This is a genomic window from Pseudomonas sp. SC3(2021) (assembly GCF_019856535.1).
Lineage (GTDB): Bacteria > Pseudomonadota > Gammaproteobacteria > Pseudomonadales > Pseudomonadaceae > Aquipseudomonas > Aquipseudomonas monsensis.
Genome location: NZ_CP082236.1, coordinates 146,332 through 171,851 on the forward strand (window position 1 = coordinate 146,332; position 25,520 = coordinate 171,851).

At 59.2% G+C, this 25,520-nt stretch carries 23 protein-coding genes and 1 tRNA gene; 16 read left to right on the forward strand and 8 right to left on the reverse strand.

Translation table 11 applies throughout. The features are described from left to right. The first annotated feature begins 5 nt into the window (after nt 1-5). The 12 genes from K5Y35_RS00700 to K5Y35_RS00755 all read left to right on the forward strand — a co-directional run bounded on the left by K5Y35_RS00700 (nt 6) and on the right by K5Y35_RS00755 (nt 13,539). Nucleotides 6-821 (forward strand): ABC transporter permease, encoded by an 816-nt coding sequence (locus tag K5Y35_RS00700; RefSeq protein ID WP_007911459.1) that lies wholly within the window; start codon nt 6-8, stop codon nt 819-821. Then, nucleotides 818-1,606 (forward strand): ABC transporter ATP-binding protein, encoded by a 789-nt coding sequence (locus K5Y35_RS00705; protein WP_222833487.1) that lies wholly within the window; start codon nt 818-820, stop codon nt 1,604-1,606. Before K5Y35_RS00700 ends, K5Y35_RS00705 begins: the two co-directional genes overlap by 4 nt. 25 nt (nt 1,607-1,631) lie before the next feature. After that, entirely contained in the window at nt 1,632-2,357 is a 726-nt protein-coding gene (locus K5Y35_RS00710) for an urea amidolyase associated protein UAAP1 (RefSeq protein WP_222834425.1), read from the forward strand. A gap of 11 nt (nt 2,358-2,368) precedes the next feature. Next, a complete protein-coding gene (locus K5Y35_RS00715) occupies nt 2,369-3,010 on the forward strand; it encodes an urea amidolyase associated protein UAAP2 (protein WP_222833488.1) in 642 nt (213 codons plus the stop codon). Nucleotides 3,011-3,290: 280 nt separating this feature from the next. Further along, the gene (gene uca / locus K5Y35_RS00720; protein WP_222833489.1) at nt 3,291-6,938 is read left to right on the forward strand and encodes an urea carboxylase; all 3,648 of its coding nucleotides are present in this window, start codon (nt 3,291-3,293) and stop codon (nt 6,936-6,938) included. A 24-nt stretch (nt 6,939-6,962) separates the two neighbouring features. After that, nucleotides 6,963-8,735 (forward strand): allophanate hydrolase, encoded by a 1,773-nt coding sequence (gene atzF, locus K5Y35_RS00725; protein ID WP_222833490.1) that lies wholly within the window; start codon nt 6,963-6,965, stop codon nt 8,733-8,735. A gap of 470 nt (nt 8,736-9,205) precedes the next feature. Continuing rightward, on the forward strand, nt 9,206-10,693 hold the full coding sequence (locus K5Y35_RS00730) for a sensor domain-containing diguanylate cyclase (RefSeq protein ID WP_123465429.1): 1,488 nt from the start codon (nt 9,206-9,208) through the stop codon (nt 10,691-10,693). Next, nucleotides 10,686-10,916 (forward strand): cysteine-rich CWC family protein, encoded by a 231-nt coding sequence (locus tag K5Y35_RS00735; RefSeq protein WP_123465427.1) that lies wholly within the window; start codon nt 10,686-10,688, stop codon nt 10,914-10,916. The genes K5Y35_RS00730 and K5Y35_RS00735 overlap by 8 nt, the downstream gene beginning before the upstream one ends. Nucleotides 10,917-10,949: 33 nt before the next feature. Further along, nucleotides 10,950-11,642 carry a pseudouridine synthase gene (locus K5Y35_RS00740; RefSeq protein ID WP_222833491.1) on the forward strand — a complete coding sequence of 231 codons (693 nt, stop codon included), beginning with the start codon at nt 10,950-10,952 and terminating at the stop codon, nt 11,640-11,642. A 316-nt stretch (nt 11,643-11,958) separates the two neighbouring features. Then, nucleotides 11,959-12,843 (forward strand): alpha/beta fold hydrolase, encoded by an 885-nt coding sequence (locus K5Y35_RS00745; RefSeq protein ID WP_123465423.1) that lies wholly within the window; start codon nt 11,959-11,961, stop codon nt 12,841-12,843. Nucleotides 12,844-13,001: 158 nt separating this feature from the next. Beyond that, a tRNA-Gly gene (locus K5Y35_RS00750) sits at nt 13,002-13,075 on the forward strand. A gap of 305 nt (nt 13,076-13,380) precedes the next feature. Continuing rightward, nucleotides 13,381-13,539, forward strand: coding sequence for a hypothetical protein (locus K5Y35_RS00755; RefSeq protein ID WP_222833492.1), 159 nt, complete (start codon nt 13,381-13,383; stop codon nt 13,537-13,539). Between the two features lie 249 nt (nt 13,540-13,788). Here the strand turns inward: K5Y35_RS00755 and K5Y35_RS00760 are convergent, their stop codons facing one another. From K5Y35_RS00760 to K5Y35_RS00775, 4 genes are all read right to left on the reverse strand, one after another. Further along, a complete protein-coding gene (locus tag K5Y35_RS00760; RefSeq protein ID WP_123465421.1) occupies nt 13,789-14,889 on the reverse strand; it encodes a fimbrial protein in 1,101 nt (366 codons plus the stop codon). Next, on the reverse strand, nt 14,889-17,483 hold the full coding sequence (locus K5Y35_RS00765; RefSeq protein WP_222833493.1) for a fimbria/pilus outer membrane usher protein: 2,595 nt from the start codon (nt 17,481-17,483) through the stop codon (nt 14,889-14,891). The genes K5Y35_RS00760 and K5Y35_RS00765 overlap by 1 nt, the downstream gene beginning before the upstream one ends. A 39-nt stretch (nt 17,484-17,522) precedes the next feature. Continuing rightward, nucleotides 17,523-18,263 carry a molecular chaperone gene (locus tag K5Y35_RS00770; RefSeq protein ID WP_222833494.1) on the reverse strand — a complete coding sequence of 247 codons (741 nt, stop codon included), beginning with the start codon at nt 18,261-18,263 and terminating at the stop codon, nt 17,523-17,525. A gap of 70 nt (nt 18,264-18,333) precedes the next feature. Then, nucleotides 18,334-18,879: a fimbrial protein gene (locus tag K5Y35_RS00775; RefSeq protein WP_064587339.1), complete on the reverse strand. Its 546-nt coding sequence runs from the start codon at nt 18,877-18,879 to the stop codon at nt 18,334-18,336. Nucleotides 18,880-19,624: 745 nt separating this feature from the next. Here K5Y35_RS00775 and K5Y35_RS00780 point away from each other — a divergent pair. Further along, nucleotides 19,625-20,353 carry a class I SAM-dependent methyltransferase gene (locus K5Y35_RS00780; protein WP_123465416.1) on the forward strand — a complete coding sequence of 243 codons (729 nt, stop codon included), beginning with the start codon at nt 19,625-19,627 and terminating at the stop codon, nt 20,351-20,353. Between the two features lie 224 nt (nt 20,354-20,577). Here the strand turns inward: K5Y35_RS00780 and tam are convergent, their stop codons facing one another. Continuing rightward, entirely contained in the window at nt 20,578-21,348 is a 771-nt protein-coding gene (gene tam / locus K5Y35_RS00785) for a trans-aconitate 2-methyltransferase (RefSeq protein ID WP_123465414.1), read from the reverse strand. Between the two features lie 376 nt (nt 21,349-21,724). On the opposite strand from tam, the gene K5Y35_RS00790 reads away from it, so the two are divergent. Both K5Y35_RS00790 and K5Y35_RS00795 read left to right on the forward strand, forming a co-directional pair. Next, the gene (locus K5Y35_RS00790; protein WP_123465412.1) at nt 21,725-22,228 is read left to right on the forward strand and encodes an inclusion body family protein; all 504 of its coding nucleotides are present in this window, start codon (nt 21,725-21,727) and stop codon (nt 22,226-22,228) included. 125 nt (nt 22,229-22,353) lie between these two features. After that, a complete protein-coding gene (locus tag K5Y35_RS00795) occupies nt 22,354-22,890 on the forward strand; it encodes an AidA/PixA family protein (protein WP_222833495.1) in 537 nt (178 codons plus the stop codon). A gap of 38 nt (nt 22,891-22,928) precedes the next feature. On the opposite strand, the gene K5Y35_RS00800 is transcribed toward K5Y35_RS00795, so the two are convergent. Further along, entirely contained in the window at nt 22,929-24,014 is a 1,086-nt protein-coding gene (locus tag K5Y35_RS00800; RefSeq protein ID WP_222833496.1) for a type I restriction endonuclease, read from the reverse strand. A 220-nt stretch (nt 24,015-24,234) separates the two neighbouring features. Between K5Y35_RS00800 and K5Y35_RS00805 the strand changes: the two genes are divergently transcribed. Further along, a complete protein-coding gene (locus K5Y35_RS00805; protein WP_123465408.1) occupies nt 24,235-24,645 on the forward strand; it encodes a low affinity iron permease family protein in 411 nt (136 codons plus the stop codon). Between the two features lie 90 nt (nt 24,646-24,735). Here K5Y35_RS00805 and K5Y35_RS00810 read toward each other — a convergent pair whose 3' ends face one another. Beyond that, complete coding sequence (locus K5Y35_RS00810; protein WP_128614009.1) at nt 24,736-25,251, reverse strand: DUF4142 domain-containing protein; 516 nt, start codon at nt 25,249-25,251, stop codon at nt 24,736-24,738. 72 nt (nt 25,252-25,323) lie between these two features. Further along, nucleotides 25,324-25,482: a KGG domain-containing protein gene (locus K5Y35_RS00815; RefSeq protein ID WP_003222499.1), complete on the reverse strand. Its 159-nt coding sequence runs from the start codon at nt 25,480-25,482 to the stop codon at nt 25,324-25,326. Nucleotides 25,483-25,520: the final 38 nt, after the last annotated feature.

The following is a 25,520-nucleotide window of genomic DNA, read 5'->3' on the forward strand; positions in this document are numbered from 1 at the left end:
TGGCCATGCGCCTGATCAATCGCCACCCGGATCGCCCGAGTCGCCTGCTGTTGGTGATCCTGCCGTTCGCCCTGGTGCTGTTCGCCTACTTCATGGGCTCGGCCGAGCGCCTGGCCGACAACCCCAACGACAAACTGCTGCCCAGCGCGGTACAGATGAGCGACGCGGTAAAGCGTCTGGCCTTCAATGCCGACAGCCGCACCGGTGATTACCTGTTGTGGCAGGACACCGCGTCGAGCCTGCGGCGTCTGGCCATCGGCCTCGGCATCGCTGCGCTGGCCGGGCTGTGCCTGGGCATCGCTGCCGGCACCTTGCCGTTGTTCGGCGCACCGTTGTCGCCGTTGCTGACGGTGCTGTCGATGGTGCCGCCGCTGGCGATCCTGCCGATCCTGTTCATCGTTTTCGGTCTGGGCGAGTTGTCGAAAGTCATGCTGATCGTGATCGGCATCACTCCGGCCCTCGCCCGGGATCTGGAACAGCGCGCCCGGGAAATCCCCGTCGAACTGCTGATCAAGGCGCAGACCCTCGGCGCCTCGACCTGGACGCTGATGCTGCGCGTGGTGCTGCCGCAACTGCTGCCGCGTTTGCTGATCTCGCTGCGGCTGATGCTCGGCTCGGCGTGGCTATTCCTGATTGCCGCCGAGGCGATCGCCTCCACCGACGGTCTCGGCTACCGGATCTTTCTGGTCCGGCGTTATCTGGCGATGGACGTAATCCTGCCGTACGTGGTGTGGATCACCCTCCTCGCCTGGCTGATGGATTGGGGCCTGAAATACCTGACCCGCCGCGCATTCCCTTGGTATGAGGGGGCGGCCAAATGAGCTTCATCACGGTCAAAAACGTCTGGCAGCAATACGCCGATCAGGTCGTGCTGGAAGGCTTGAACCTGAGCGTCAACGAGGGTGAATTCTGCACCCTGGTCGGCGCGTCCGGTTGCGGCAAATCAACCTTCCTGCGCCTGCTGCTGGGGCAGGAAACCGCCAGTCGCGGCACGATCCTGCTCGACGGCCGGCCACTGGCCAACGAACCGGATGCCAGCCGTGGCGTGGTGTTCCAGCGCTACTCGGTGTTCCCGCATTTGAGCGTGCTCGACAACGTCGCCCTCGGCCTTGAACTGCCTTGCTCGCCGTTGTTCGGTCGGTTGTTCGGCAGCGCCAAACGTGAGGCGCGCGAACAGGCCGCGGCATTACTCGACAAAGTCGGCCTCGGCCATGCGCTCGACAAATACCCGGCGCAGCTGTCCGGCGGCATGCAGCAACGGCTGGCGATTGCCCAGGCGCTGATCATGAAACCGAGGGTGTTGCTGCTCGACGAACCGTTTGGCGCGCTCGATCCAGGCATCCGCAAGGACATGCACGCCTTGCTGCTGGAGTTGTGGCGCGAGACGAAACTGACGGTGTTCATGGTCACCCATGACCTGTCGGAAGGTTTCAGCCTCGGCACCCGGCTGCTGGTGTTCGACAAGGTTCGCCTCGACCCACATGCCCCCGGCGCCTATGGCGCGCGCATCACCTACGACATCCCTTTGAACAGCGACCGCCGCGCCCAACGCGCCGCCGTCGACGCCCTGCCGTTGCCACTGGCAGGCGCCCTTCGCACCGCTTGAGAGGACTTCTTCAATGAATAAGCCGATGACCGATTCGACTCAACTGTTCCCACCGTTTGCCGAAGAAATGCTCCCCGGCGGCGGCCACCGTTCCTTCGTATTGAAGCGCGGCCAATTGCTGCGCCTGACTGATCTGCGCGGCGGCGCCAACGTCAGCCTGACCCTGCTCAACGCCAACGAAAAAACCGAACGGCTGAACCTCCCCGACAGTCTCAAATGCCAACACACCGCCAAGCTCACCGCCGGCCATTGCCTGTATTCGGACATGGGCCGCGTACTGGCCGCGATCACCGCCGACACCTGCGGCTGGAGCGACAGCCTCGGCGGCGTGCTCTGCGCCGCGGAAGTGGCGGAGAAATACGGCCAGGGCCGTTACCAGGAACTGCGCAACGGCTTCTTCCGCAACGGCACCGACAACCTGCTGGTGGAACTGGGCAAGTGGGGGCTGGGCCTGTCCGACCTGCTGATGACCCTCAACCTGTTCAGCCGCGTGAACGTCGATGACGCCGGACGCTTCCACTTCGTCGAGGGCAACTCCAGGGCCGGCGACTACATCGAGTTGTACGCGCCGATGGACACGCTGGTGGTCCTCACCGCCCTGCAACACCCGATGGATCCGGCACTGGAATACGCGCCAAAACCCTTGAAGCTGAGCTGGATGAACGCCGACGCCAGCGTCGCCGAACACTGCCGCACTTCGCGCCCGGAAAACGAGCGCGGCTTTATCAACACCGACCGTTTGTTCGCCTGAGGATCGCTGCCATGTCCGTTGCTATCGCCACTTCGCAAAAACAACCCGACACAGCGGTGTACCGCGCCACGATCCCGGCCGGTGAACCCTGGCTGATGGAGGTCAAGGCCGGCCAGACCCTGCGCATCCTCGACCTGGAAGGCAATCAGGCCATCGACACCTTGTTCTACAGCCTCGCCAATCCCAAGGAGCGCTACGACGTGCAACGCACCTTGCGTCGGCAAAACAGCGTCTACCTGAGCACCGGCAGCGTGCTGTATTCCAATCTCGGCCACACGATGCTGACCATCGTCGCCGACACCTGCGGGCGCCACGACACCCTCGGCGGCGCCTGCGCACAAGAGAGCAACACCGTGCGCTACGCCCTGGAAAAACGCTACATGCACAGCTGCCGCGACAACTACCTGCGCGCCTGCGTCCACGACGGGCGGCTAGGCAAAGGTGACATCGGGCCGAACATCAATTTCTTCATGAATGTGCCGGTGACGGCGGATGGCGGGCTGACCTTCGAGGACGGGATTTCGGCACCGGGCAAGTACGTCGATTTGCGTGCGGAGATGGATGTGATCGTGCTGATTTCCAACTGCCCGCAATTGAACAACCCGTGCAACGCCTACAACCCGACACCTGCGCAGCTGCTGGTATGGAACTGACCATGAGCCGATTGCGCCGTTGGTTTTTCGCACTGTGCCAGGCGCGTTCCGGGCAGTGCCTGAAATCCCCCAGACACCCCTGATCAAAATGTGGGAGCGAGCTTGCTCGCGAAGGCGTCGCATCAGAAACATCAATGCTGACTGACACATCGCATTCGCGAGCAAGCTCGCTCCCACAGGGATCTGTAGTGATTTGAAGTCGGTGTTTTTTCATCCGGGACGGCCCGGATGTCTGTCGAAAAACGGCGGGACGGCCCGCTTCCCCTTCAGGGGTTATGCCATGTTCGAAAAAATCCTCATCGCCAACCGGGGCGCCATCGCCTGCCGCATCCTGCGCACGCTGCGTGACTTGCAAGTGCAAGGCGTCGCCGTGTATTCCGAAGCCGATGCCGCCAGCCTGCATATCCTGCACGCCGCTGAAGCCCACAGCCTCGGTGAAGGGGCCGCCGCCGGCACTTATCTGGCGGTCGACAAAATCCTCGCCATTGCCACGGCCAGCGGCGCGACTGCCATTCATCCCGGTTACGGTTTCCTGTCCGAGAACGCCGCCTTCGCCGAGGCCTGCGAAGCGCACGGCATCGCGTTCATCGGCCCTACAGCCGAACAACTGCGGGTGTTCGGTCTCAAGCACACCGCGCGCGCGCTGGCAAAACAGCATGGTGTGCCGATGCTCGAAGGCACCGAGCTGCTCGACAGCCTCGACGCCGCGCTGATCGCCGGCGAACAGGTGGGCTATCCGGTGATGCTGAAAAGCACCGCCGGCGGTGGCGGCATCGGCATGCGTGTGTGTCGCAATGCCAGCGAACTGAGCGAGTCGTTCGAAGCGGTGAAACGCCTCGGCCAGAACAACTTCAGCGACGCCGGAGTGTTCATCGAGAAGTACATCCAGCGCGCCCGGCACTTGGAGGTACAGGTGTTCGGCGACGGTCGCGGTGAGGTCATCGCCCTCGGCGTACGCGACTGCTCGGTGCAACGGCGCAACCAGAAAGTCCTTGAAGAAACCCCGGCACCGAACCTGCCGGACGGCATGGCCGAAGCGCTTTGTGCGGCGGCGATCAAACTGGCGCAAGCGGTGAACTACCGCAGCGCCGGCACCGTGGAATTCGTCTTCGACAGCGAGGCGCAGCGCTTCTATTTTCTCGAAGTGAACACACGGCTGCAGGTGGAGCATGGCGTCACCGAACAGGTCTGGGGCGTCGACCTGGTACGCTGGATGATCGAACTGGCGGCCGGTGATCTGCCGCCGCTGAGCACGTTGTATGGCGCGCTGAAACCCGAAGGCCATGCGATTCAGGCGCGGCTGTATGCGGAAGATCCGGGGCGCGATTTCCAGCCGAGTCCGGGCTTGCTGACGGCAGTGGCATTCCCGCCGGCCAACGGCATCCAACTGCGCATTGATACCTGGGTCGAAGCCGGCTGCGAGATCCCGCCCTACTTCGATCCGATGCTTGCCAAAGTCATCACCTGGGCGCCGACCCGTGAACAGGCGCGTGCCGAGCTGCATCAAGCATTGGGCGACAGTCTGTTGTATGGCGTGGAAACCAACCGCGATTACCTGCGGCAGATTCTGCTCGACACGCCGTTTGCCAGCGGTGAGCCGTGGACCCGTTGCCTGGAGCATCTGGTCTACCGCGCCAACACTTTCGAAGTGCTCGGCGCCGGCACGCAAACCAGCGTGCAGGACTACCCCGGTCGCCTCGGTTACTGGGCCGTCGGTGTGCCGCCGTCGGGGCCGATGGACAGTCGCGCCCTGCGCCTGGGCAATCGCCTGCTCGGCAACGCTGAAGGCGCGGCTGCACTGGAAATAACCATGAGCGGGCCGCTGCTGCGCTTCAACTGTGAAGCGGTGATCGCGGTGACCGGTGCGCCGATTGGCCTGACGCTTGAGGGGGAAAGCGCGCCAATGAATACCGCCCTGCTGATCCCCGCGGGCGCGACACTGCATCTGGGCAGCATCAGCGGCGCCGGGGCACGCAGTTATCTGTGCCTGCGCGGTGGCTTGCAGGTGCCGGATTATCTGGGCAGCAAAAGCACCTTCACCCTTGGCCAGTTTGGTGGCCATGGTGGTCGAGCATTGCGTGCCGGTGACGTGTTGCACCTGCCTGCGTTGACCGATCGCAGCGCAGGGCAACAACTGGACGAGCACCACATCACCGCGTTGCCGGCGGTGCGGCAGATTCGGGTGATTTACGGCCCGCACGGCGCGCCGGAATACTTCACCGAAAATTACATCGGCACGTTCTTCACCACCTTGTGGGAAGTGCATTTCAATTCCAGCCGCACCGGTGTGCGTCTGATCGGGCCGAAGCCGGAGTGGGTGCGCGCCGATGGCGGTGAAGCCGGGTTGCATCCATCGAACATTCACGACAATCCGTATGCAATCGGTGCAGTGGACTTTACCGGTGACATGCCGGTGATCCTCGGCCCGGACGGCCCGAGCCTTGGCGGGTTTGTCTGCCCGGTGACGGTGATCGAGGCGGACCTTTGGCAACTGGGGCAGCTCAAGGCGGGCGATAAAATCCAGTTCATCCCTGTCTCTCTCTCAAACGCCCGCGAGCTCGCCCTGAAATGGGCTGCCCCCTGTGGGAGCGAGCTTGCTCGCGAAAGCGGTGTTTCAGAAACATCAGTATTGATTGACCCAGCGCATTCGCGAGCAAGCTCGCTCCCACAGGGTCTGGTATCGCCTGTGGTGTTGGCGTTGGGTCAGGGGGATCGGCGGCTTGTTGCGCGGGTCTCCGGGGATACTCACCTATTGCTGGAAATCGGCGAGCCTGAACTCAATCTCGTCCTGCGCTTCCGCGCCCACGCGCTCATGCAAGCGCTGGAAAGCAAAACCCTGCACGGCGTGATCGACCTCACGCCCGGCATTCGCTCGCTGCAAATCCACTACCAGCCCGAGCAACTGCCACTGGCCGATCTGCTCGGCATCATCGCCGGCGAATGGGACGCGGTGTGTGCGGCCAACGATCTGCAAGTGCCGTCGCGCATCGTGCATTTGCCGCTGTCCTGGGACGATCCGGCCTGCCAGCTGGCCATCGAAAAATACATGACCACCGTGCGCAAGGACGCGCCGTGGTGCCCGAGCAATCTGGAGTTCATCCGCCGCATCAACGACCTGCCGAACCTCGACGAAGTGCAGCGCACAGTGTTCGACGCGAGCTATCTGGTGATGGGCCTTGGCGACGTTTACCTCGGCGCCCCGGTGGCGACCCCGCTGGACCCGCGCCATCGTCTGGTGACCACCAAATACAACCCGGCACGCACCTGGACTGCGGAGAATTCGGTGGGCATCGGCGGCGCCTACCTGTGCGTGTACGGCATGGAGGGCCCCGGCGGTTATCAGTTTGTCGGGCGCACGTTGCAGATGTGGAATCGCTATCGCGAAGTCGCCGCGTTCGATGGCAAACCGTGGCTGCTGCGCTTCTTCGACCAGATCCGGTTCTACCCGGTCAGCGCCGACGAGCTGCTGCGTATCCGCCGGGATTTTCCGCTCGGGCGCTTCGAACTCAACATCGAACACAGCCAGCTCAACCTTGCCGATTATCAGGCGTTTCTCAACCGTGAAGCCGAGCGCATCAGCGCGTTTCGGGCTCAGCAACAGGGCGCCTTCAATGCCGAGCGCGAACGCTGGATCACCAGTGGCCAGGCACATTTCGACAGCGAAGAAGCCCTGGCGCCGTGCAGCGAGGATTCGCCGTTGGTCGACGGTGAACACAGCGTTGACAGCCACATTGCCGGCAACCTCTGGCAGGTGCAGGTCGAGGCCGGCAGCCGCGTTGCGGCAGGTGATGTGCTGGTGATTCTCGAGTCGATGAAGATGGAAATCCCGGTACTCGCGCCGATGGCCGGGGTGGTGCGCGAGATTCGCGTGCAGCCCGGTTCGGCGGTGCGCGCCGGGCAACGGCTCGTGGTACTCGAACTCGACTGAAGCCAATTGGATAAGGATCAACTCATGAATCTGCAACTCGATGTTCTGCGCCAGGCCTATCGCTCCGGCGCCACCACACCGCGTCAGCTGCTGCCGAAGCTGCGGGAAAAAGCCGCCGCGCTGAACCCGGATTATCACCTGTTCATTCATCTGCTCAGCGCCGAAGAACTGGAGCCGTACCTCGCCGCCCTCGACGGTCGTGACCTCGACAGTCTGCCGCTGTACGGCGTGCCCTTCGCGATCAAGGACAACATTGATCTGGCCGGCATTCCCACCACCGCCGCATGCCCGGACTTTTCTTACGTGCCCGAGCGCTCGGCGACCATCGTCGAGCAATTGCTGGCGCTGGGGGCGATTCCGCTGGGCAAGACCAATCTCGATCAGTTCGCCACCGGCCTTAATGGCAGTCGCTCGCCTTATGGCGCATGCCCCAACAGCGTGTTGGCGGAGTATCCGTCCGGCGGCTCCAGCGCCGGTTCGTCGCTGGCGGTGGCATTGGGCGTGGCGAGTTTTGCCCTGGGCACCGACACCGCAGGCTCCGGTCGGGTGCCGGCGGCGCTGAACAATCTGGTCGGGTTGAAGGCGAGCAAAGGGCTGATCTCCACGGCCGGCGTGCTGCCGGCTTGCCGCACGCTGGATTGCGTGACCACGTTCACCGCCACTGCGCGTGAGGCCAGTCAATTGCTGGCGCTGACCGCCAAACTTGATCCGCGTGATGAGTACAGCCGCCGCAATCCATCGTGGAATGACGGCTCGGCGTTTGGTGCGCCACGGGCGTTTCGTTTCGGTGTGCCGCGCGCGCAAGACCTTGAGTTTTTCGGCTGCGTCGAAGGTCCGCTGCTGTTTGGCGATGCCATCGACCGGCTCAAGGCGCTGGGTGGCGAAGCGGTTGAACTGGACCTGTCGCCATTCCTCGAAGCCGCACGCTTGCTCTACGAAGGGCCGTGGGTCGCCGAGCGCTACAGCGTCGCCGGTGAACTGATGGAGCAGAATCCCGCAGCGGTGTTGCCGGTGATCCGCGCCGTGCTGGCCAAGGCGCCAGCGGTGACCGGCGTGCAGACCTTCCGCGCGCAGTATCAGCTGCAAGCCCTGAAAGCCCTGTGCGACCAGGCACTCGAAGGGCTCGACTGCGTACTGACCCCGACCATCGGCCGCCCGGTGACACTGGCCGAACTGGACGCAGAACCGGTGCTGCGCAACTCCGAACTGGGTTACTACACCAACTTCATGAACCTGCTCGACTACGCCGCCGTCGCCGTGCCGAGCGGATTCATGGCCAACGGTTTGCCGTGGGGCGTGACGTTGTTTGGCCGGGTGTTTACCGATCAATACCTGCTGAGCGTGGCCGATGCGCTGCAGCGTCAGTTGGATTGCGACCTGCCGACACCGGTGAACGCAGCTCGCCATGATCGCGCACGCATCGTGGTGTGTGGCGCGCATCTGCAGGGGTTGGCGTTGAACTGGCAACTGACCCAGCGGGGTGGGCGCTTGCTGGAAACGACATTGAGCTCGCCGGACTATCAACTGTACGCATTGGCCGGCGGCCCACCACTGCGTCCGGGGATGGTACGAGTCAAGCATGGCGGCGTGGCGATTGCGGTGGAAGTGTGGGAGTTGCCGAGCAGCGAATTGGGCTCGTTCCTGACCGGGATTCCCGCGCCGCTTGGACTGGGCAAGGTGCAGTTGGCGGATGGGCGTTGGGAGAGCGGATTTATCTGCGAGCCGTATGGTCTGGAAGGTGCGCTGGACATCAGCCATTTGGGCGGGTGGCGGGCGTATCTTGAAACTCGGAGCTGATCCAAAAACCAACCCTCACCCTAGCCCTCTCCCGGAGGGAGAGGGGACTGACCGAGGTGTCTGTAAGAGGGTTGTCATTCAGTGATACTCCGTCGAACTCAAGTTTTGAACTCAGCACAATTTAGCCCCCTCTCAGGAGGGCGAGGGTACTGACCGAGGTGTTTGCCATGCGGTGATGCCGAGCCGAACACAACTTTTGAAATCACCACAATTTAGCCTCCTCGCCCTCCCGGAGAGAGGGGGGACTGACCGAGGTGGTTGCCATTCGGTGATACCGAGCCGAACACAACTTTTGAAATCATCACAATTTAGCCCCCTCTCCCTCCGGGAGAGGGTTGGGGTGAGGGGAGCGATCCTCCTGGCACACCCTCTGCGCCATATCCCCTGCCATTTCAGGCATAAATCCCGCAGTCTTTTCCCGGCCATCCCACTAGAATGCATGCCATCGGGCCACTGCCAACGGAACCGCCATGCCGCTTCGTTCTCCCCTGTACTCGCAACGCTCGCTGGTCCTGACGCTGATCGCCCTCCTCGGCGCCGGGTTCCTCGCCACGTCATTGCTGAGCTACTACGCCTCCCGCGCATCGATCCGCGACAGCATCGTCAACACCGAACTGCCGCTGACCTCCGACACGGTCTACTCGGAAATCCAGAAAGACCTGGTCCGGCCGATCCTGATTTCTTCGATGATGTCCCGCGATACTTTCATGCGCGACTGGGTGGTCAACGGTGAACAGAACCCCGAGCAGATGACCCGCTACCTCGACGAGGTCATGACCCATTACGGCGCCTACACGGCGTTTTTCGTGTCCGACAGCACCCACACCTATTACCACGCCAAAGGCGTGCTCAAGCAGGTCAAGGTCGATGAGCCGCGCGACACCTGGTACTTCCGCGTGCGCGACATGAAAGACCCGTACGAAATCAACGTCGACCCGGATCTGGCCAACAAGGACAACCTGACGTTCTTCATCAACTACAAGGTCTACGACTACCACAACCGCTTCATCGGCGCGGCGGGCGTCGGCCTGACTGTGGACGCGGTGATCAAGCTGATCGACAAGTATCAACAGCGCTATCAACGCAGCGTGTATTTCGTCGATACCTTCGGCCGGCTGGTGTTGACCGGTGCCGACGGCGGCCCGGAAGGTGCGCACATCGGCCAGCGTCTCGGTGAACTCGAAAGCCTGAAAGGCCTGGTCAGTCAATTGCCCAAACCGCACAGCGGCAGCTACGAATATGCCACCCATGGTCAGGGGCATTTTCTCAACGTGCGGTTTATTCCGGAGTTGAACTGGTACCTGTTCGTCGATAAACGCGAGGACGGCGCACTGAGTGAAATCCGTCAGTCGCTGTACTTGAATCTGCTGATCTGCCTGCTGGTGACGCTGATTGTCCTGGCGTTGCTCAACCGTGTGATCAAACGTTTCCAGCGCAAAATCCACGCTCAGGCCACCCTCGACAGCCTCACCGAACTGCCCAACCGCCGAGGCTTCGACATTCTCGCCGCACAGGCCCTGCACGAAGCGCAACGCGAGACCAAACCACTGACCGCGTTGTTGCTCGACCTCGATCACTTCAAAGTGTTGAACGACACCTACGGACACATGGCCGGCGATCAGGTGTTGATCGGTTTTGCCCGCGATCTGCAAAGCTGCCTACGCCACGCCGACATTGTCTGCCGCTGGGGTGGTGAGGAATTTATCGTTTTGCTGAAGGACACCGACGGCGACACCGCTCAGAAAATTGCCGAGAAGATCCGCCAACATGTGGAACAGCACGAATATGCCTACAACGGCCACAGCCTCAACCTGACGGTGAGCATCGGTGTCACCACCCTGCAACGCGATGACACCTTGCACAGCCTGCTGTCGCGGGCCGATCATGCGATGTACCGGGCCAAACAAACCGGCCGCAACCGAATCTGCGTGGAAATGCCTCACTCGACTTATGCCTGAATCTGACGTTAAACCCGACCATTGCCCGGCTTGCGGCGCCCGCAACGACTGCAGCCTCGCCGACCCGCGCACCGCCGACCGCGAATGCTGGTGCTATGGCGTGACTATCGACCCGGCCGTGCTCCAAGCGCTGCCGCCAGAACTGCGCAACCAATCCTGCCTGTGCCCGCGTTGCGCGCAGGTCGAGGCGCAACTGCAAGCGACCCGTCCGTCGATCCCGTAAGATGCGCGGCCTTTCACCCTGCGAATTCTGAACATGCGTGTCGATCGTTTCCTCAGCAACCTGCCCCGCTACAACCGTCAGCAGGTTCGTCTGTTGCTGGTGGAAAAGCGTGTGCGGATTGACGGAAAAGTCGTCAGCGATCCCCACAGCGAAGTACTCGACTTCAGCCGAGTCGAAGTCGACGACGAGGTGTTGCAGGTCGGTAAACCGGCGCGCTACTTCATGCTGCACAAACCACCGGGCTGCGTCAGCGCCACCCGCGACCCGCAGCACCCGACCGTGCTCGACCTGATCGACGAACCCGACAAGGACGATCTGCACATCGCCGGGCGTCTGGACTTCAACACCACCGGTCTGATGCTGATCACCAACGACGGCGCCTGGTCGCGCCGTCTGACCCAGCCACAGACCAAGCTGCCGAAGGTCTATTACGTCGAAACCGAAGAGGCGATCGGGCCGGAATACGCGATCACCTTCGCCGAGGGCATCTACTTCGCCTTCGAGGACCTGACCACACAACCGGCGCATCTGGAACGGCTCGGCCCACGCTCGGCACGGTTAAGCATCGTCGAGGGTCGTTACCATCAGGTGAAGCGCATGTTTGGGTTCTTCAACAACAAAGTCCTGCGCCTGCACCGCGAATCCATGGGCCAGCTACTGCTCGATAACGCGCTAAAACCGGGCGAGTACCGTGCTTTGCGCACCGAAGAGATCCATTTGTTCTAAGCCCGCGACCGCTCAGCAGAAGTTGTCGAACAATTTACCAATGGCACTTGCGCGATCCCCATCCCCCTGCTTGAATCAGGACGTCGGCCAGATTGTGACCGATGAGTCACAACATACATCCAAGAAACTTTTTGCCGGTAGAGAGCCTTCAAGGCTCCGCCTCAGCCGGCAGACTGCCCGCCAATAACAATACCCGTCGACCGCAGTCATGGATCGACATGGGCCAAGCAAATTCCAGGCGTATGCCTACCTGTCACAAAGCTCGTGCAATCTCTATTTGCGCGCATACCCGCTTGCTTGCCAGGAGTCTTATGACATGAGGCCAGAAATCGCTGTGCTGGATATACAGGGTCAGTATCGGGTTTACACGGAGTTCTATCGCGCAGACGCCGCAGAAAAGACCATCATCCTGGTCAACGGCTCGATGGCCACGACTGCGTCGTTTGCACAGACTGTGAAAAACCTGCACCCGCAATTCAACGTGGTTTGCTACGACCAGCCCTACGCGGGCCGGTCAAAAGCCCACAACCGACACGAGAAACATCTGACGAAGGAAGTCGAAGGGCAGATCCTGCTCGAGCTGATCGACCACTTCGCCGCCGAACACGTGCTCTCTTTTTCCTGGGGCGGCGCAGCTACGCTGGTTGCCCTCGCGCAACAGCCACGGCGCATCGAACGAGCGGTGATCAGCTCGTTCTCGCCGGTGATCAACGCACACATGCTCGATTACCTTGAGCGCGGCGTCGATTACCTCGGGCAGCGCGACGGCGATCGCGTCGGGCACCTGGTCAACAACACCATCGGCAAACACCTGCCGTCACTGTTCAAACGCTTCAACTATCGCCACGTCAGCAGCCTGGCGGAACACGAATACGGACAGATGCACTTCCACATCAGCGACGTGCTGCACAGCGATCGGCAGTGCTATCTGAATGCAGCGAAAAAGATCAACGTGCCGGTGCTGTTTCTAAACGGCGAATGGGACGAATACACCGCCGCTGAAGACGCTCGCCTGTTCGGCAACCACGTGGCACACAGCACCTTCACTACGCTGCAAGCCACCGGGCACTTCCTCGACATGGAACACAAGGCCGCCTGCCGCGATAGCCAGAACGCCTTGCTCGGCTTTCTGAAACCGGCGCAGCAGGCCAGCCGAACGCGTTACTCGTTTGTTCAGGATCAACATGCACTGGCCATTTGAAAAAGCGTCGTCGCGAGCGAGGCTGCAGGGTTGGGATTTTGCTTTGCGCACCGCAGTGCTCGCCCGCGATTGACCGTTTTCAGCGATTTAAAGCGTTCATGAGTAAAAGAAAAACTTCAAATCCGTGGCCGAGTCTGGTACAAAGTCAGCCGCTCTGAGCGGGTATAGTTTAATGGTAGAACAGTAGCTTCCCAAGCTTCCGACGAGGGTTCGATTCCCTCTACCCGCTCCACTCGAATTTTGGTCTCACGTTGTGTTTTTCGACGAGGGATGCAGGAATAGAAAAAACCGGCCTACAGGGCCGGTTTTTTTGTGGCTGGGATTTGAGGTTGGCCGCTTCGACAGCGCAGAACCATTCAGCAACACACCGTAGATTGCAGATTCGCCAGTCCCCCCTCTCCGCTTCGGTTTCTCTAATGACAACAAGTGCAGTCTGCTCAAGGCAATGATCCGCACCCAGGGGCTTTGACCACCCTATCCCCGAGAAGCAAGACACGACCTGATGACCATGCTTGGGATCAATGACGAAGCAACCCCATGAAATTCGGATCCACAAAGGAGTCCAGGAGTCCATTCGCAGACTTCATTCGAAATGCGAAATCGGAAGAAAAGAAGCGCGTTTACAGTGAAGTGCTGACCGAAGCTACCAAGAAACAGAATGAAGTGATGTTGGCGGCGCGCGAAAAGCAGGCCTGAGTACGATATTGAATTTCAAAAACGCCCGACCGATTGCCGGGCTATTTCATTCCATCGAAAACCCCATCTCTCATCTGCCGATTATCGTATTCCACTGGTTACCATTCGCGAACGGCAGCGTTCGGCCATCAGTGCCCCCAAAATAGCTGCGCGGAGGATTAGCGCCCTTAAGAGAACAGCGTAAAGCGGGACGGGTATATTTCAGTAGAAATTTATGGCTTAAACATTTCCATATGCAAATAAGGCTTGTTAGTAGTAATTGATGGTAAAGGTAGCTGTTGCATTGGCCGGACCGGCGGTGATTCTGTCCTCGGTCTGGATGTATCGGGCCTTCAACGGAATAGTGTAACTGGCACCCTCGACGGCACGCGGAGTTATGCCGCTGGTGCGCAAAGTGGCCAGCGGTAATGGCGTGCCATGACTATCGGCCACTTGCAGGCCGACGCCGGTAGCCGCCGGATCTTCCCCGGGGGCGCTGGGGTTAAGGCCCATGATACCGAGGCTGGGTGTGATTGCCGCACGGGTCGGATCCAGGCGAACCTGCAGCACGTTATTCTTGCGCGAGTCGAGATTGTTGCTGCTGCCGTCGCTTAACCAGCGCGGACCGGTGCCTTGGTAATAGCCGTGGAACGCTGGGCAGTTGTTCAGGGCAATCGAGAAATCCTTCCACGGCGTGAACGAGTTCTTGCCGGAAAATTCGTTGAGCCTGTACGTGCCCATCGGCACCGACACGTCGGGTGTCGAACAGGTGCGCGAGACGATGTTAATGCTCCCGGAGAAGTTGACGCGCTGAACTTCAACGCTATTGCTGCTGACCCGCGACTGAGCCATTGTCGGTAACGACGCGCCCTGAATGGTGCCCGGCAAGACGTCACCGATCTTGATCAACGACAGGTCGAATGACAGCGGGGCTTGAATCGACACGATGCAATTGGCCGTCCCGTTACCGCAGTTCGTGGAGTTGAGCGATGAAGGAAAAGGAGTACCGCTGAACCACAATGCAACCCCAATACCCGGAACACCGGTTTGGTACACATGCCCGCCCCAAGGTGTACCAGCCCAATTGGACAATGGCAGCGGTGTGGTCGGAAGCCAGCGCCGGGTTTCTATATTGTAAATACCTGCATTACAGAGGATGCGCACGACCGTTGTCGCATTGAACGTCTGACGATAGATTTCCGCGCCCAGCGGAACATCCCGTCCAACGGTCAGATTGCCACCTAACAAAGGCTGCGTGCGGATCATGTTGGTGGTGCCGTCGGTGTAGTCACACTGAGCCATTGCCACACTCGCCATCAATGAAAGTACCGCCACCGCCAAACCGGACTTGATCAAACGCTTTGTCTTCATTACTTATACTCTTGGGCGCTGTTCACAGAAGCAACGCGATTATCTGTTTGAGCGACCGAGCACACTGCATCCACTTGCTGCAGTTGCTTGCCTGCGCTTTTCACTGACGGCAATGGCAATGCGCATTGCTGACCGGCCTGAGTGCCCCAACTGATTAACAGTCGGCGCGCGTTGTCCTTGACCCGAGCGTAGAGCTGACCGCCCTGCCCGACCACCCCGACCGACACGCCACGGTCATCGACCACGCTGGCGCCGAACGGCAGGCTGCTGCCGTCGGCCAACGTGACGTTGAGCAACAGCGCTTGACCGTTTTGCGTACCGTATTTGAGCGCCACCACAGCGCCGGCACGCGGCGCGACTTGCTGACTGGTTTCGCTAAATTCGACGTTCATGTCGGTGCCCAACGGATCGATCGCCACTTCGTTCAGCTCATAAGGACGCAAGTACGGCACCACCGCGTTGCCACGTTTATCGAGACGCAGGCCCGGAAAGCCCACCACTTTCGCGCCCTCGGCGCCTTCAGCAGTGATGACCGCCATGGTTTCGCCGCGATACGGGGTCAGCGTCACGCCGTTCGGGTGCGCGACCACGCTGCCGCTGGCGTTCAGCGACAGGCTGTCGTAGCCCTCACCACGGCTGACGGTGGCGCCGACGATGGCTTTGGGGCCGATGTACTGACCATTGACCGAGGTGCTGTTGGTGCGAGTTGCGCCGTCATGGCCGGCCGTCACGCCATAGTTGTACTGACGGTCTTCACCGGCGGTGCCGCTGAGCGTCGCTTGCTCGCTGTAAGCACCACGGGTGTCACGCATGACCCGCGCCGACAGTTGCGGGCGGTTGACCGAGGAGCCGAACTCCAGCGGCATGCTCACGGTAAACAGCAAGCTGGTGTCCATTTCGCCCATGCCCATGCGCGCCCGGTTGGCGCTGACGCCATAACTGACTGAACCGTGCTGCTTGTTGTAACTGAACTGGTACTGCACATCACGACCTGGCAGGTTCCAGTAGTTTTGGGTAAAACCGTTGAAGGCCACCTGGCCCCAGTCGCCCATGCTTTGGTTGGCGGTCAGCGACAGACGACTGCGCGGGCGGCCGTAAAGGCTGGTGTCGAGGCCATTGCGCTCGGCATCGATCAACTGCACGGCGTTGCTGAAATCCAGATAGTTTTCCGTGGAAAAACGGGTGGCTGCCACGGCGAAGTTACTGCCTGTGCTGAGGATGTTTTTGCTGTAGCTCAAACGCGCACTCTGGCCACTGGCGGTGCCGCTCTTGAGGTCGGTCTGCGCATGAGTGACGTCCACCGCCATCGCCCCGACCGGCGTGCTGAACGCCACGCCACCGAGTGCCGCACGGTAGTCGTCGCTCAGTTGCGATCCACCGTAACCGGTGAAAATATTGCTCAAACCACGCTGATAGGTGCCCTGAAAAAGCTTCGCCTGGCTGTCGATATAGTTATTGCGGGTTTCCCCGGCAGTCACGCTGAAACGCGAGGTCCCCGGACGCAGCAATTGCGCAGTCGAGGCAAATGGCACGATGAACGATTGCTCGCTACCGTCGGCTTCGTAGACGGTCACCTCGAGGTCGCCGCCATAACCGGTCGAGTACAGGTCATCGATCACGAAGGCGCCCGGCGCCACCGTGGTTTCATACAGCAGATTGCCGGCCTGCCGCACAGCGACTCGCGCACTGGTGCGGGCGATGCCACGGATTACCGGCGCATAGCCGCGCTGCGATTCTGGCAGCATGCGATCGTCGGTGCCCAGTTGCACACCGCGATAGGCCAAAGTATCGAAAATCTCGCCACTGGTGTTGGCTTCGCCCACCGTCAACTGACTCTTGAGCGAGGTGACATCGCGCTGGGCGTAGGTGTTGAGCACCTGATAACTCTGACCGTTGGACTTGTCCCAACTCGCTGAACCATTGTGGCGCAGCCGCCAGTCACCGATGTTCAACCCGGCATTCAGCCCCAAATAGGCCGAGTCGTAATTGCCGCTGTCGGTCTTGTTGTGGGTGGCGTTGAAGTTGTAGCTCAAAGTCCCGGAGGTCACGCCGCGATCCCATAATTCCGGGCTGACATAACCACGCGCATCGCGGCGCAAGGCAACCTGTGCAATGCTGATGTCGAGTTGCTGATTGGAGGGTGAAAACGTCGCACTCGCGCCTTCGATCAACTGCACGATATCCAGGCATGAGGCGCCGCTTTCAACGCTCGCCATGGCTTCAGCGGACAGGCGACGAAAATCCACGCCGATCAATTCCAACAAGCCACGGCTGAAGCACACCGTCGGGTGGCTGCCATCGGCTTCGGCATTGATGCGGATGTCCTGACGCATCATCAGTTTACCGTTGACCGCGATGTCGGCACGATACTCGCCGGGCAACACCGGGTTGCCCTGCTGATAAGCAGCCAGATCGAGGCTGCGCGAATCCTCAGGCAGAAACGCGTCGTTGAACTGTACGTCTTCGGCCCATGCCTGGGTGGCGAACGCACCTGATACGCCGGCCAGCGTCTGGAGAACCAGAGCGGTCAGCCGATTCAGGGCAAAGCGAGGTCGAGCCTGCGGGCACGCGCCCAGGCGTGGAAGAGTCTTCATAGGTTACTCGTGCGGTGCGCTAAAAACGTTCGCGGGAAGTCAGGGCTTGAGTGGTTGCTTTAATGGCACCAGAGCGCCGTAGTCATTGATGGCGTTGAACTCGACCTGCGCCGTAGCACCGGGCATCGACTTGAGTGTGGGCAAGGCAAATGTCTTGGTTTCACCCGGGCCGACCATGCCGTTTTCACTCTCGAAACGTTGTGCGCCAACTGTCAGGGCCAGTTCGACCTGGGACAGGTGGAACGCGCTCGGATTGAATGCCTGCAAGGCAAAACCCTTGTCCGCCGGTACGACTTTCCATTGCACCTGCTGCATCGCCTCGTTGGGATTACCTGGCAGACCGTCGGGGCGATAAAAAATCTTGATCCGTGAACGGAAAGCCATTTGCAGCATGTTCAGATCCGTCGGGCCTTCGGCCTTCGGCGGGATCTCCAGCACGTTGAGCCAGAACACCGACTCCTTGTTGGTCGGTAACGCTGCGCCGGTGAACATCAGGCGCAGGCTTTGGCCCTTGCTCGGGTCGATACGCGACACCGGCGGCGACAGCACAAACGGCGACTTGGAGCTGGTAGGACTCGACTGGATATCACCGCTGTCGACCCACGATTGCACCAGCACGGGACGCGCGCCGTTGTTGTTCAATTTGACGGTGACTTCTTTCTGACTCGCCGGATACACCAGACGCGTCCCGGTGATCACCACACCGGCCTTGGCTTGCGCATGCATCAGCATGCACAGCAGCAACACTGCACTGACTCGAAACAGACTTGCGTAACGCATGACGCACCTCTTTTGCCGCACTCTGATGCGCCCTTCCCCCTGGTTCAGGGCACGTCAGAGGGCTATCGGCTTACTGGTAGTCGACGTTGTAGGTCACGGAGCTGACCACGGTGCCCGGCGTGGTTGCGCCAGTGGCGATGTATTGCACGGCGTACGGCATGTTGGCCGCGCCAGTGCCATCGATGGTGTTGCGGGTGGTTTTGGTGATCTGGTTGGTGTTACCCGCCTGAATCACTGCGCCGCCCTGCTGGTCAACCAGTTGCAGTTGCACGTTGTTTGCGGTGCCGGTCATGTTGTTCAGGTTGCCGCTGACCGGATCAACGGTCGAACCGGCGTTGAAGAACGCCGCCGCAGTAGTCGCGGTACCGACGCAGCTGCTCAACTGAATGTTGAAACCGGTCTGGCCTTCAACCTGCCCAGCGGTAGTCAAAAGGCCCGTGGAGATGGTTGGCAGGGTCACGGTTGCGACAGCCGGTGAAACCACGCCGTCAACGGAGATGGTGCAGGTCTGGTTGACCAGCTCGCCATTGAAATTGATGGTGCCGTCAGCGGCGTTGGCGAACTGAGCGCCAGAGGCGGCAACCAGCACAGCGATAGCGAGAGCTTTGCGATTCATGGGACAACTCCAAAAGTAAGATACGAACCCGTCGCGTAAGTCTGGACGGTTGTCCGGCGCGGAATGCGTCGTGATTTACAAGCCATCTAGCTGGGCGACGAGACAATCCTGGTCTTTTGGAGAGAGCATTCCCGTAGGCGTCTTCCCTCTCAGCTGTAGGAAATTTCCCACCGCTGGCAATTGCCAATATTGGAGGACAATGGTGCGCACCGATATTCGTGAGAGACACAAAGTAAGGCGATGAATATTGGTAATAGCTAATTTCGAACTTCCGCTTTTGGCCGACAGCAGCCGTTGATGAACGACCCCTTCTGGTTTCAAGCCGGTAGCCACTGAGGCATCGCTTGATGCCCCTAGCTAGTTTGATCTCGATGTAGCCCTGCCCTCCGTTCGAAGGCAGACAAAAATGCATTACTCGTAAATGGATTGGATGCCAGAAATCATCCCTCTACCCGCTTCACTCAAACATTGGTCTCACGTCGTGATTTTTTGACGGGGAATGAAGGCACAGCAAAAACGCGCATAAAGAACCGATTTTTTGTGTCCGGGAATTGAGGTTGGCGCTTCACATTACAGATTCACAACACTCCACCGGTTTTCACCTCCCACCCGACCGACTAGCATTTCCCCATCACCCACCACCCTCCCCCTGCGCGGCCATCGACGAATACGCGCCATCACTTTCGAGGGATTCCAATCGCGGCCACTTTGCCGCTGACGATCGAACTCAAAAGAGCACTTCACCATGACGCAAAACATTTACGACGATCCCGAATTTTTTCAGGGCTACAGCCAGATGAATCGCTCCATCGGCGGCCTCGACGCGGCGCCGGAGTGGCCGGCGCTCAAGGCATTGCTGCCTTCCATGCATGGTTTGAACGTGGTGGATCTGGGCTGCGGCTATGGCTGGTTCAGCCGTTGGGCGGTCGAGCATGGCGCGGCCAGTGTGTTGGCGCTGGATGTTTCGGAGAAGATGCTGGAGCGCGCGCGTGCGACCACGGCGGCGGCGAACATTCGCTATGAGCGCGCCGATCTGGAACAGCTCGACTTGCCCGCCTGCAGTTTCGATCTGGCTTACAGCTCACTGGCGCTGCATTACATCAAGGATTTGCCGGGGCTGTTTGCGCATCTATACGCGGCACTGAAACCGGGTTCGCATTTTGTATTTTCCATTGAGCATCCAATCTTTATGGCACCGCGTAATCCGGGCTGGTTGATTGATGCTGAAGGCAACAAGCGTTGGCCGCTGGACAGCTATCAGCTGGAGGGTGAACGGGTGACAAACTGGTTGGCCGAGGGAGTGATCAAGCAGCATAGGACGGTAGGAACGCTGCTGAATTCGTTGATCGATGCAGGGTTCGCCATTCGCCATGTCAATGAATGGGGCCCGAGCGATGCAGAGGTGGCGGCGCAACCGGCGCTGGCGGAAGAACGGGAGCGGCCGATGATGATGCTGGTGGCGGTGCAGCGCTGAGCGGGTTTACAACTTGAGAAGCCCCCTCACCCTAACCCTCTCCCAAAGGGAGAGGGGACTGACCGCGGTGCCAGTACGAGCTACGCCGACGTGCGAAATCGAGGCGAACTCAGGTTTTGGAAACGACACCACTCGGCTCCCTCTCCCTCGGGAGAGGGCTGGGGTGAGGGGCCTGTCCGAAAGTGCAGACAAAATTTCAAGCCGGACAACAGGCCCAATTGATTTTATCGGGTCGCGACGATAAACAACCTGGGAAACGGCAACAACACCGAGCCATCCGCCAACGCCGGATAAGCCCGCTCAACCTCCGCCAGATACTGCTCCAGGTACTGCGTCTTTTCCTCCTCGGTCAGCGGACTCAAAAACGGAATCAAGCCGCTGCCCTTGAACCACTCCACCACCCCCGCCGCCCCGCCAGACAGCTGATGGTGATAGGTCGTGCGCCACACATCGACCCGCGCACAGTGCGGTCGCAGCATGGAGAAGTAATCGCTCGCACTCGCCATGTCGGTACGTTGCCCCGCTGCGCCGCTGAGCTTGCTCGCCCACGGGCCATTCGCAGCGACTTCACGCATCAAGCGGTGGGACGGCTCGTTGAGGTTGTCCGGCATCTGGATCGCCAGACTGCCACCGGCCGACAACTTGCCGGCGAGTGCCGGTAACAATGTCGCATGATCCGGCAGCCACTGCAGCACGGCGTTGGCAAAGATCACATCGTAAGGGCCGACATCGGCCCATTTATCGATGTGCGCGACGTCGAACTGCAACTGCGGCAAGCGCTTGCGCGCGGCCTCGATCATGTCGGAGGAACTGTCCAGGCCGCTGACCGTGGCTTGCGCAAAACGCTGCACCAGCAGTTCTGTCGAGTTACCGGGACCGCAGCCGATATCGACCACCGTTCGTGCCTGTGCCGTGGGAATCGCCGCCAGCAGATCGCGGGCCGGGCGGGTGCGTTCATCTTCGAAAGCGACGTATTGTCTGGCGGACCAACTCATTGCGTTCTCCTGTCGGGGGCATGGCAGCGGTTCGTCACGATACAGGCAGCGCAGCGGGCAGTTCCACAGCGACTGATTGCAAACGATGTCAGATCACCGCACCGACTTATCGCCGACCGATTGGTCGTTATGAATGCTGCGACCGTCCGTCGAGTCGTATAAAAGCGATTTTGACAGCTAAAAAAACAAACCTATAGTCAAGTGGCGGCAATCGGAAGGAACCCGATCAGACGATTTCGTGCAAGGAGCACGGCCTGCTCACCTCTCGTGACCGGTGGGTTCCCCCCAGTAGTGTGCTCGCAAATGCCATACGGCAAGCAAGCGTCGTCGTGCCTGGACTGCGGGCCGGCGTTCACTATGAAAAAGGAGCATTACCATGTCTCGAGTGACGGATATTCTGGTTTCCATCGACACCGAAACCATTCTGAAAAAGTATCCAAACATCAGCAAGGACCCGAAAAATCCGACGCTGATCGATTGGAAACATGTGTACATGGTTACCAATCAGGACAACGTCGTCAGCGGTCAGGCCGGTGGCGAACTGGATCTCAAGGCGCAGGTCGGCGACCTGATCCGCTGGCGTGAAACCAGTCTGTCGCAGAGCTTCGAACAGGCGGTGATTTTCTACAAATTCATTGGCAACGCCGGCGCCGACCTGATCTCCCCACCCTCGCCACGCAAGGCCAGCGCCTGTGTGGCGGTGCCGAACACCAGCAATCCATCCGTGCCGAGCTGCCAGAAAGTCGATAACCATTACTGGTCATCCGAGACCCTGGACTGCGGTCGCGTGACCTATCACTTCCACTTCCTGATCGTAGACCGCAACTGCCAGATCATCGGCTGCTGCTCGTGGGACCCGTTCATCTCGATCCACAACTGATGATGCGTCGAGCCCCTTGGCAACGAGGGGCTTTACCGATCCGTCGCCGCCCCGGCCGGAACAGGATGCGTTGCCTTGACCGAAGCGGCTGTCGCCTTGAGCCACCATCATGAAAGGAATCCATGATGACCAGCGAACCGATCCCTTCCCCCTCCTCCGGCGCCACCAGCGCACAAAATGTGCTGCTGATCGTCGATGCCGAATCCGTGCTTTCCCGGTATCCGAATCCCAGTCTGGACGCTACTGCGCCGACAAGCATTGCCGACGGTTTCATCTTTTTCGTCACGGATAATAACTCGAAAGAAATAGTCACAAATGACAGCAAATTTACGATTAGGTGGGTCATTGATCGTGACCTGCATGTGCGCGCAAGATCCGTCAGCCTGATCGCTGAACACAGCATTGTCATGTACGCCCTGACCGCTGATGGCGACGCCTTGTCCGATCCGCGGCTGGAGGTCCACACCAACCTGACGGTGCCCGCCCCCAATCCGGACAACCCGGCTGAACCGGGCAGCAAGAACGCCGATGATCACCTCTGGATCTGCACACCGAAAAACAGCGGCACTGCCCACTGCCACTTGAGCTTCATGCTGGTCAATCAACAGTGTGAGGCCGTGGGGTATTTCGATTGGTCGACGAAAATAGAAATCACAAAATGACCTATAAAAAAACCGGCCTCCTGGGCCGGTTCTCTCTATCAATCGTAAAAGCCGACCGTCTTCTTCAAATGCTCTGAATACTCATAAATTTCGTCAACCGAACTAATCGGGTGTCGCGTTTCGTTCTTTTCTCCATCAAAGATACCAATGTATTTCTGAGAGCGATTGAAGTGTAAGCGACAGATCGGCTTACGATTGTTGTCATCCAGCAAGATGCCAAAATAACTTTGAGTATCACGTTGAACAATTCGCTTGGCGTCAACCACTGATCTGACTAGGGCACGGACAATGTGATAACCCTCAAGCTCTTCCAGCGTTGTCAGCACCTTATCGTCTGATTCGTCTCGTGGATCAACTGGGTCAGTTCCAGTTGAAGCCGATGGCAAGGACGCCAACGCGGGCTGGATTGCACCACTCATTGCAGATTTTAGGCGATCGTTTATCTGATCGTTCAAAAACTGCACTACGGCTTTCCTCGTCAACTCATGAAACTGTTCACGTACCTTTTGCGTAATCACACCGTCGTACACACGAGAAGCGAAAACCTTGACGAAGTCATCGTCCGGCTTGCTGACCTGCGCCGCGATCACCTTCTTTATCTGGCTGACATATTTCAGTTCGCCAGCCGCGTTGATGATTGAGTCAACGTCAAAAGCCGACTTCGTCAACTTGACCAACTCGGGCACCGAGTATTCATCAATATCTAGAAGGTCCAACTCCAGGAATGGCTTTTCATCCATTTTGTTAGGCGCATCCAAGTCCGTAAAAAACTTGTAGACCTGACCATTGGTAAGGATGGAGATGCGAGCACTGGTCACGTGAAAATAGCGAAACAGCTGAGAGGCATGATTGATATGCAGAGGCTCACCGATCTTTTTGCACTCGATCAGAATCTGTACCTCTCCTTCCTTCATGATGGCGTAATCAATTTTCTCGCCTTTCTTCGTACCAATGTCACAGACAAACTCGGGGGTCACCTCAGTCGGGTCAAAAACGTCGTAGCCCAGAACAGTGCTGATAAAAGGCATTACAAAAGCATTTTTCGTTGCTTCTTCCGTCTGGATGGCAGCGCTTTGCAACCGGACTTTGGCGGCTAGGCTGGCTAACTTTTCGAAGAATTCCATGAGTGGCCTCTTGCGTTGTTGTCTATCCGTGTTGTGCGCTAATGGCAGTTTGATTGCCACTTGATACTAGACACAAACCAGCACAATGAAAGTTTCGCCTCCATGCGCAGCGAAACGCTGACGTACTCACAACGTTTATCTCAGAGCTAAGGCTGCAAGTAGAATTTTCATCCCGCCGTCACTGTCTGAATTTCAGGCATTCCCAATGAGGAACACGGCAATGAAATTCGCGAAAATCTCTCAGAAACTCGCCCTTTGGGCCGGTAGCCCCAAGACGTTTATGGGGGCGCTGATCCTGATTGGACTGTGGGGCTTGAGTGGGCCGATTTTTCATTACAACGACACCTGGCAACTGATCATCAATACCTCGACGACCATCATCACCTTTCTGATGGTGTTCCTGATCCAGAACACCCAAAACCGCGACACCGACATCCTGCATTTGAAGATCGACGAGTTGCTGTTGGTGACCAAAGAGGCGCAGAACGCGATGCTCGGGCTGGAGGCGCTGGATTTGAAGCAACTGGAAGCGCTACGCAGGCATTACCGTGCGTTGGGCGAAGGGGAAGTGTTCAATCTTGAGGGGCTGGGCGAGAAGAGCAAGTCGAAACAGGATTTGAATGAGTGCTGATGGTCAGATAAAAGCAAAAGATCGCAGCCTTCGGCAGCTCCTGAAGGAAGAGTGCAGGAGCTGCCGAAGGCTGCGATCTTTATATCTTGATCAACGGCTGGCCTGTAATTGGCGAGCCATTTGCAGATGGCTTTGCAGCTTGGGTAACGTTTCATCCGCGAAGGCTTTGATTTCCGGCACGTCAGTGTTTTGTGCCTCCTGCTGAATCTGCTCGATGGCCTCTTCAGTGGCTTTGACCTGGCTGGCGGCATAGGCCTGATCGAAAGAAGGGCCGTCGGTCACCTGCGGCATCAATTCCTTGGCCTTGTCTGCGAGTTCTTCACGGGGCGCCACCGGCAGATCAAGCTTCTTGGCGATTTTCGCCAGGTGCTGATTGGCCGTGGTGCGGTCGTTGATGACGACGATGGTGTAGTCCTTGACCTCTTTCGATTCGGCCTTGCTGTGGGCCAGACGGCTGGCCTCGATGTCGGCCATGCCTTTGGCGGAGGCATCGTTGATGAAATCGGTGGGCGACTGGGCAAAAACGCCAGTGGCACACACGCTCAACAGCAGGCCCGACACAGGTGCAAAAACAGCGTTACGTATACGGGTGGCCATCCGGCTCATGGTCGCGCCCTCCTTCATTCGAAATTCAAGCGGGAGCTTACGCCCCCGCCTCTCAATCAAAACAACCTTCACTTACTTCGATTTTTGAGCGGGCTTGCGGCCCATTTCGGTTTTCGCAGGCTCTTTATCGACGGTCGTGGTGGTGGTTTTCCCACCTTTGCGACCGGCTTCAGACGCCTTCGTTCGATCGTTAGCAAAGTTTCCCGAGTTCGAGTTTCTTGAATTAGGCATGATTCTCTACCTCTTGGTATTGATCGTCGCGAGCAACT

Excerpts from the sequence above, each read along its gene's own strand:
- K5Y35_RS00755 (WP_222833492.1), top strand. The coding sequence starts at position 13,381 with ATGAAATTCGGATCCACAAAGGAGTCCAGGAGTCCATTCGCAGACTTC.
- K5Y35_RS00815 (WP_003222499.1), bottom strand. The coding sequence starts at position 25,482 with ATGCCTAATTCAAGAAACTCGAACTCGGGAAACTTTGCTAACGATCGA.
- K5Y35_RS00745 (WP_123465423.1), top strand. The coding sequence starts at position 11,959 with ATGAGGCCAGAAATCGCTGTGCTGGATATACAGGGTCAGTATCGGGTT.
- K5Y35_RS00730 (WP_123465429.1), top strand. The coding sequence starts at position 9,206 with ATGCCGCTTCGTTCTCCCCTGTACTCGCAACGCTCGCTGGTCCTGACG.
- K5Y35_RS00710 (WP_222834425.1), top strand. The coding sequence starts at position 1,632 with ATGACCGATTCGACTCAACTGTTCCCACCGTTTGCCGAAGAAATGCTC.
- K5Y35_RS00760 (WP_123465421.1), bottom strand. The coding sequence starts at position 14,889 with ATGAAGACAAAGCGTTTGATCAAGTCCGGTTTGGCGGTGGCGGTACTT.
- K5Y35_RS00780 (WP_123465416.1), top strand. The coding sequence starts at position 19,625 with ATGACGCAAAACATTTACGACGATCCCGAATTTTTTCAGGGCTACAGC.
- K5Y35_RS00810 (WP_128614009.1), bottom strand. The coding sequence starts at position 25,251 with ATGAGCCGGATGGCCACCCGTATACGTAACGCTGTTTTTGCACCTGTG.
- tam (WP_123465414.1), bottom strand. The coding sequence starts at position 21,348 with ATGAGTTGGTCCGCCAGACAATACGTCGCTTTCGAAGATGAACGCACC.
- K5Y35_RS00765 (WP_222833493.1), bottom strand. The coding sequence starts at position 17,483 with ATGAAGACTCTTCCACGCCTGGGCGCGTGCCCGCAGGCTCGACCTCGC.
- K5Y35_RS00700 (WP_007911459.1), top strand. The coding sequence starts at position 6 with ATGCGCCTGATCAATCGCCACCCGGATCGCCCGAGTCGCCTGCTGTTG.
- K5Y35_RS00735 (WP_123465427.1), top strand. The coding sequence starts at position 10,686 with ATGCCTGAATCTGACGTTAAACCCGACCATTGCCCGGCTTGCGGCGCC.
- K5Y35_RS00790 (WP_123465412.1), top strand. The coding sequence starts at position 21,725 with ATGTCTCGAGTGACGGATATTCTGGTTTCCATCGACACCGAAACCATT.
- K5Y35_RS00705 (WP_222833487.1), top strand. The coding sequence starts at position 818 with ATGAGCTTCATCACGGTCAAAAACGTCTGGCAGCAATACGCCGATCAG.
- K5Y35_RS00715 (WP_222833488.1), top strand. The coding sequence starts at position 2,369 with ATGTCCGTTGCTATCGCCACTTCGCAAAAACAACCCGACACAGCGGTG.
- K5Y35_RS00795 (WP_222833495.1), top strand. The coding sequence starts at position 22,354 with ATGACCAGCGAACCGATCCCTTCCCCCTCCTCCGGCGCCACCAGCGCA.
- K5Y35_RS00770 (WP_222833494.1), bottom strand. The coding sequence starts at position 18,263 with ATGCGTTACGCAAGTCTGTTTCGAGTCAGTGCAGTGTTGCTGCTGTGC.
- K5Y35_RS00775 (WP_064587339.1), bottom strand. The coding sequence starts at position 18,879 with ATGAATCGCAAAGCTCTCGCTATCGCTGTGCTGGTTGCCGCCTCTGGC.
- K5Y35_RS00805 (WP_123465408.1), top strand. The coding sequence starts at position 24,235 with ATGAAATTCGCGAAAATCTCTCAGAAACTCGCCCTTTGGGCCGGTAGC.
- K5Y35_RS00800 (WP_222833496.1), bottom strand. The coding sequence starts at position 24,014 with ATGGAATTCTTCGAAAAGTTAGCCAGCCTAGCCGCCAAAGTCCGGTTG.
- atzF (WP_222833490.1), top strand. The coding sequence starts at position 6,963 with ATGAATCTGCAACTCGATGTTCTGCGCCAGGCCTATCGCTCCGGCGCC.
- K5Y35_RS00740 (WP_222833491.1), top strand. The coding sequence starts at position 10,950 with ATGCGTGTCGATCGTTTCCTCAGCAACCTGCCCCGCTACAACCGTCAG.
- uca (WP_222833489.1), top strand. The coding sequence starts at position 3,291 with ATGTTCGAAAAAATCCTCATCGCCAACCGGGGCGCCATCGCCTGCCGC.